The organism is Shewanella sp. MBTL60-007 (assembly GCF_019654915.1).
Lineage (GTDB): Bacteria > Pseudomonadota > Gammaproteobacteria > Enterobacterales > Shewanellaceae > Shewanella.
The window spans coordinates 37,475-43,934 of sequence record NZ_BPET01000053.1; the positions used below are offsets into that span (position 1 = coordinate 37,475).

The 6,460-nt window shown below is 46.3% G+C and carries 5 protein-coding genes; all 5 read left to right on the forward strand.

Annotated features, from left to right (window positions below; translation table 11 throughout):
• Nucleotides 1–189 precede the first annotated feature (189 nt).
• Nucleotides 190–1,122, forward strand: a complete 933-nt coding sequence (hemC, locus tag K5Q92_RS18270; RefSeq protein WP_220770320.1) for a hydroxymethylbilane synthase — start codon at nt 190–192, stop codon at nt 1,120–1,122.
• Nucleotides 1,123–1,129: 7 nt separating this feature from the next.
• Nucleotides 1,130–1,861: a uroporphyrinogen-III synthase gene (locus tag K5Q92_RS18275; protein ID WP_220770321.1), complete on the forward strand. Its 732-nt coding sequence runs from the start codon at nt 1,130–1,132 to the stop codon at nt 1,859–1,861.
• 62 nt (nt 1,862–1,923) lie between these two features.
• A complete protein-coding gene (locus K5Q92_RS18280; RefSeq protein WP_220770322.1) occupies nt 1,924–3,102 on the forward strand; it encodes a uroporphyrinogen-III C-methyltransferase in 1,179 nt (392 codons plus the stop codon).
• Entirely contained in the window at nt 3,102–4,271 is a 1,170-nt protein-coding gene (locus tag K5Q92_RS18285) for a heme biosynthesis HemY N-terminal domain-containing protein (RefSeq protein WP_220770323.1), read from the forward strand. The genes K5Q92_RS18280 and K5Q92_RS18285 overlap by 1 nt, the downstream gene beginning before the upstream one ends.
• Before the next feature lie 279 nt (nt 4,272–4,550).
• A partial coding sequence (locus K5Q92_RS18290) for a retention module-containing protein (RefSeq protein WP_220770324.1) occupies nt 4,551–6,460 on the forward strand: 1,910 nt, incomplete at its 3' end.

The window sequence follows — 6,460 nt, forward strand, 5'->3', positions numbered from 1 at the left end:
TTAGAAAGATAAATCACTCACCCCTAATGTATACGTCAAACCGATTGGCAGCAAGCTATTGTGATCACGATCACACTTATTATCAATTTAGAATAGGGTAGACTTCAAAGAATCGGCAGCAGAGCGTTACATCTGTAATCGGGCAGTGTTAGCATTGACGCAAATAAGTTCTAAGATGGAATATCGTGCATGTCTCAAAATCTGATCCGTATCGCAACACGTAAGAGCCCTCTTGCCATGTGGCAAGCCGAATTTGTGAAAGCTGAACTGGAAAAAATCCACGAAGGCCTCACAGTTGAATTGCTACCAATGAGCACTAAAGGTGACATCATCTTAGATACGCCCCTAGCCAAAGTAGGCGGTAAAGGCTTGTTTGTTAAAGAACTAGAAGTCGCAATGCTAGAAGGCCAAGCGGATATCGCGGTTCACTCGATGAAAGATGTACCAGTTGAGTTCCCTGAAGGTCTGGGTCTTGAAGTGATCTGTGAGCGTGAAGATCCACGTGATGCATTCGTGTCGAATACCTATAAGACGCTCGAAGACTTGCCACAAGGCGCAGTCGTCGGTACTTCGAGTCTGCGTCGTCAGTGCCAAATTCGCGCCGCACGTCCAGATCTTGTTATCAAAGATCTGCGTGGTAATGTTGGCACCCGTCTAGCAAAACTTGATGCTGGTAACTATGATGCCATCATTCTTGCGGCAGCGGGTCTTAAGCGCCTAAAACTTGAAGAAAGAATCGCTAGCTTTATCTCTGCAGAACAATCACTACCAGCAAACGGCCAAGGCGCTGTAGGTATCGAGTGCCGTACTGATGATGCTCGTGTTAAAGCACTACTTGCACCACTTGAGCATGCAGAAACCCGTATGCGTGTTATTGCAGAACGTGCGATGAACACCCGCCTTGAAGGTGGTTGTCAGGTACCAATCGGTGCTTATGCTGAAATCGACGGCGACACATTAAAACTTCGCGGTCTAGTGGGTAACCCTGATGGTAGCCAAATCATCACTGGCACAACCTCTGGTAGCACTGCCGATGCAGAGAAGCTAGGCGTTGCACTAGCGGAAGAGCTACTAAGCAAGGGTGCTAAAACCATTCTTGACGCTGTTTACGCGAACGCGTAACACCTAGATGAAAGTCTTACTGACGCGCCCAGAAGGGCGCAATCAGTTGATGGCAGAGGCGTTGACTCAACGCAACGTCTCTTACTTCATCACGCCCCTACTTAACGTTCAGCCCACCTCTAATCTTAATGCTAACCAAATAGATACTCTGCTCAATCGAGCCGACATTATCATTTTTATTAGCACCAATGCCGTTGCCTTTGCGACTCAAGCAATCGATAACCAATGGCCTAGTTCGGCACAATATTTTGCCGTCGGCGATGCCACGCATGCCGCACTAAAACAACTGGGCATTGATGCCCTAAAAGCACCAGAAGATTGCCAACAAACGGAAGGATTATTGACCCTCCCCACATTAGCCGATGTGACAGGCAATCAAGTCATTATTGTCAGAGGTCAAGGCGGCAGGGAAGATTTGGCCACTGAGCTTATCAATAGAGGTGCCCAGCTTAGCTATTGGGAAGTCTACAAACGGGGTTGCCCAACGCTTGATAGCGCAACGCTTTGTCAACAATGGCAAAGCTTTGGTATTGACACTATTATCATTACCAGCGGTGAAATACTCGATAACCTAGTTAAAACAGTGCCAAAAGAGCTATTTGCTTGGCTGCAAACTTGTCATATTATAGTCCCTAGCCCCCGAGTATTTGAAAAGGCAAAGGCCTATGGTCTTATGCATGTCAGCAATGCGACGGCCGCTAACACTAATGCCATGTTAGCTGCACTATCTTTAAATTAGTTCGCGCTGACCTAGGTTCATACTCGCTATCACCGCAGCATCTAGCTTTCAAGGACTGTTTAATGGAAACCAAGAACACTGACGCCAGCGCTTCAGAGCCAACAACTGAGCAAACTGTGGCGGCGCAGCCAGTTATCGACACTCAGTCAGAGTCACCTACTGCCTCTAACGAAAGCCCTGACTCTCATCAAAGCGCCGAGCAAGCACCGTCAGCTCAGAATAAGCCCACGCCTTGGGGGCTTATCTTTACCCTATTCCTATTGCTGCTACTGACTTTTGCGACCACAGCCGGCGGCTATTACCTCTTTCAACAGCTGCAAACTCAACGAGCTGAAACAGTTGAGCTACAGCAAGAGCTAAATCGTACGTTACAAACAGTATTAGTTGAACCGAATCAGCGCATCACTTCTCTTGAGCAGCAACAGAACCAATTTAAATCGAGCGTTGATTTAGCTATGGCGCGAACACTCGAACAACAAACTCAGCTTGAAGAACGCGTATCGATTATCGCCCAGCGTAATCCAAACCACTGGCGCGCTGAAGAGGCAAAGTATCTCGTTAGGCTTGCAGGGCAGAAGCTCTGGTTAGAGAAAGATCCAAGTACTGCTACTAGCCTGTTAAAGGCGGCTGACGAGCGCATTAAATCGATGCGAGATCCCTCTTTAATGCCTTTAAGAAAGGCTCTTTCGAAAGATATTGCTGCCGTCTCGGCGGTTAAGAACACAGATATTTCGGGTACCGTGCTCACCTTAGATACCATCATAGATAGTTTAGATAAACTGCCTTTGAATCGAGCCGAAACGCACTTTTCGGCCGATGAACTCGCCGATACAGAAGTGAGCGATTCAATCGGTGACTGGCAGTCTAATCTAGCGAAATCATGGCAGGCATTGATCGATGACTTCGTCATCGTCAGAAAGCGCACTACAGATGCTGCACCTCTGCTTGAGCCCGACCAACAATGGTACTTAGTCGAGAATACCCGTAATAAACTACTACAGGCTCAACTAGCACTTTATCGTCAAGATCAGGTTAATTATCGTAACTCTATCAAGCTGGCGAGAAAGTGGATCTATCAATACTTTGATCTTAAAGATCAGCTAACCATAGATACGCTTGCAACGCTAGATGCGTTAGAGACATTAAAAATTCAAACAACCAGCATTGACCGCTTCGAAGCGTCTAACCTACTGAATCAATTAGTCACCTACGGCAACTTGATGACAGAGGAGACGCAGTAATGGTTAGAGCTCTCGTCTATCTGATTATCATCTTGCTCGGGCTATGTATTAGTCCATTTCTTGTCGGCAGCAAAGGTTATCTGTACCTCGCAATTGGCGACTACCAAGTCGAAACCAGCATCGTATTTGCCGTAATTGCACTCATCATCTTTTATAGTTTATTGCAGCTAGTTGAGTTTGTTGTCGTCTGGCTTTTTAACATGGTACTCAGCAGTCGCTACCTCCCTGAAAGATGGCGTAAAAAAGCAGCGAGAAAACACACCTTGCTTGGCGCGCTCGCGTTAGCAGAAGAAGATTGGCCAGCAGCAGAGAAAGCCATGGCCAAAGGAGCTGAGAAAGGTGAAATTCCAGCTCTGAATCTATTCGCTGCCGCTCGAGCAGCGCATCATCAGAACGACATCCAGGCTCGTGATGAATACTTAGCGAAGGCGCAACTCGAACCATTAGCTGAGAAAGCGGTGCGCACCACCCGTACACGCTATCTATTGCAGCAAGGTGACTTAGCCGCTGCGAGAGAAGAATTAAATAAGCTCAACCCAACCAGCAAGAGTAAGTTGCCGGTGCTCAAGCTAGCCATTGAGCTGTACCAAGATCAACAGGATTGGCAGGCACTTAAGCTACTGCTACCTATCGTGAATAAAAAACATGTTTTAACCGATGAAGCATTTCAAGCCTTATCCCTTAAAACCAATATGGCGCTGTTAACTGAAGCGAGCAAAACTAACGATCAGGAGCTAGAGAAATGCTGGCATTGGCTAAGCCGAGCCGAGAGAAAACAAGCTGAGTATATTGCACAATATGCCATTGGCCTAAGCCGCTTCGAACGAAAAGATGACGCGATAAAAATGCTTCTCAAACAGGTAAAAACATCACCAAGCGCATCTATTTTTGAAGCCTTAGCTGAAGTCTTAACGCCGACAGATGTGGAAGCGAAAAAGCAGTTATTAGCATTAGAATCCCAGTATGAGAATAATCTCGACTACCAAGTCTGTTTAGCCAAGCTGTATCAACAAAACCATGATTACCACCAAGCTAAAATCTGGTGGCAGAAGGCTTGTTACCTAAAAGATGACGTATCCAGTTTGCATGCACTAGCCGATGCCCAAGAGCATTTAGGCGAACTTAACAGAGCACTGCAAACCAGACGTAATGCGGCTAAACTTATTTAACACTTATACCTTTTTTAACTAAAGGTCGCCATTTTGGCGACCTTTTTTTATTTAGCTAAAACGGCCATACATTCAGCCCAAGCCTAAACTATTGATTACATTTCTGATCATAGAGCGATGCTCAAAGTTAACTTAATTATCCTCCTAGAACTTGACTTACCTGAATTTGACAACAGTTCACATCAGTTCAAAATTCATACTGCATGTACCTAAAATAATGACTAACGAAGTACAGCTAATCCTTTAATTAACTCATGGATGAGCAAGTTAGAGCACTTTATGATGGATACCTACACGCTTAAGCAGGACGCCACAATTGTTGAGCTGTCCGGCAATATCAATACCAAAAACAATCAAGGTGAAGAGCTAACACTTCGCCTTGGAGACACCTTAAAACAGAATATAACTTTTACTATTTCTGCTGGCACCACGTTCACATTACAGTACAGCGATGGTACGACTACCACACAGGATGACTTAGTTATCAGCCCAATCGCTACTGACAATGACGTCCAACCAAGCGAAATGATAGAAACGGAACTCGATCCTGAAATCGTAGCCTTACAGGAACAGCTCCTCAGTGGCGAAGATCCAACGGAGAGCCTACCCGATACTGCGGCAGGTGATACACCCCAAACTGCAAATGAAGGCGGCGGCTATATTGCCGTTAACCGAACGGGTGACGAAACCCTTGCCAACGCAGGACATGACACAGCAGGCTTTGCGCAAGTAGAACTCCCTCCGATAGATGAATTACCTGTTTTTTTAACAGAGTTTGCTCTTCCTAGGCTCTCAGCACGTGCCGTCACTCTGTACGAGAGACACTTAGAGCAGGGATCAGAACCTCAAGCTACACTGCTGTCTCAGACAGAAAGCGTGTCCGTGAACGTTCAAGCAGGTATCCAATCCCTTAGCATTAATGGAATAGCCGTTTTTACTGATGGTGAGTTTGTAGGGCCCGTATCTATCACGACCCAATATGGTGTCTTAACGATTAGTAGTTATGACTCTATCAATTCGGTATTAACCTACAGTTATACCTTAGTCGCTGCGCTCGACCATTCAGACTCAGACGCCCTGTCAGAACTCTTCCTACTGCAGCTCACTGACAACCAAGGGGTACAAACCACAACGTTAGTCACTGCAAACGTCGTTGATGACGCACCAAGCGGATTAGATGATAGTAACCAAATCAGTCAGAATGACTTAGATGGTGTAATAGGTAATGTTCTTATAAACGACACTCTTGGTGCCGATTTAGCCGCTGTAACCCAAGTAAGTAATAGCGAAAATAGCAGCAGTGATATTGCCGCTAACACGGTTATATCTGGAGTTTATGGTTCACTTATCATTTCTGCCGACGGTAGCTATAGCTACCAATTAAACAACCTGCTACCAGAGGTACAAGCGCTTGCTTTAGGTGAGCAACTGCTAGAGACCTTTAACTATCAGCTAACCGATAGTGATGGCGACTTTGTATCTCAAGCCCTTAATATCACTATTACTGGAGAAAATGATGCTCCAGAGATCACCTCTTCTCTCGAAGATGCCCAAGGTAACGTGATTGAAGCAGGCGTGCTCGTTGGAGGTAATATAGAAACGGCAGGGATAGCGCAAGCTAGCGGTATGCTAACGGCCAATGATGTAGATAATGGTGCCGTACTCACATGGCAACTTGATGACGATCCTGTGACTCCATATGGAATCTTCACTCTTAATGAATCTACTGGTGAGTGGTTATTCACTTTAAATAACGAGCTCGCTAATAGCTTGGCTTATGGCGATGAGTTCACCGAAAGCTTTACCATCACGGTCACCGATGAGTATGGTTTATCGGATACCCAAGTGGTCACCATTACCATCACAGGTACCAACGACATACCTGAGATCACCTCCTCTGCTGCAGCCGCGATGGGCGATGTGGTCGAGGCTGGTGTGCAGCCTGGGGGCAACGAGCCTGAGCCCGGCAGCTTAGTGGCTTCTGACACTCTCACCGCCGATGATGTCGATAACGGTGCCACTTGGACTTGGAGCGGCAATGCCGTCGGCAGCTACGGTAACTTTGTTATCGATCCCAACACGGGTACTTGGACTTACACCCTCAATGACAACTTGTTAGTGGATCAACTAGCCCTGGGCGATAGTGAACAGGAGCAGTTCCTAGTTACCGTCACCGATGAACATGGCGC

What these genes read in the sequence shown, in the direction of transcription:
- K5Q92_RS18280 (WP_220770322.1), top strand. Translation starts at nt 1,924, where the DNA reads ATGGAAACCAAGAACACTGACGCCAGCGCTTCAGAGCCAACAACTGAG.
- K5Q92_RS18285 (WP_220770323.1), top strand. Translation starts at nt 3,102, where the DNA reads ATGGTTAGAGCTCTCGTCTATCTGATTATCATCTTGCTCGGGCTATGT.
- K5Q92_RS18275 (WP_220770321.1), top strand. Translation starts at nt 1,130, where the DNA reads ATGAAAGTCTTACTGACGCGCCCAGAAGGGCGCAATCAGTTGATGGCA.
- hemC (WP_220770320.1), top strand. Translation starts at nt 190, where the DNA reads ATGTCTCAAAATCTGATCCGTATCGCAACACGTAAGAGCCCTCTTGCC.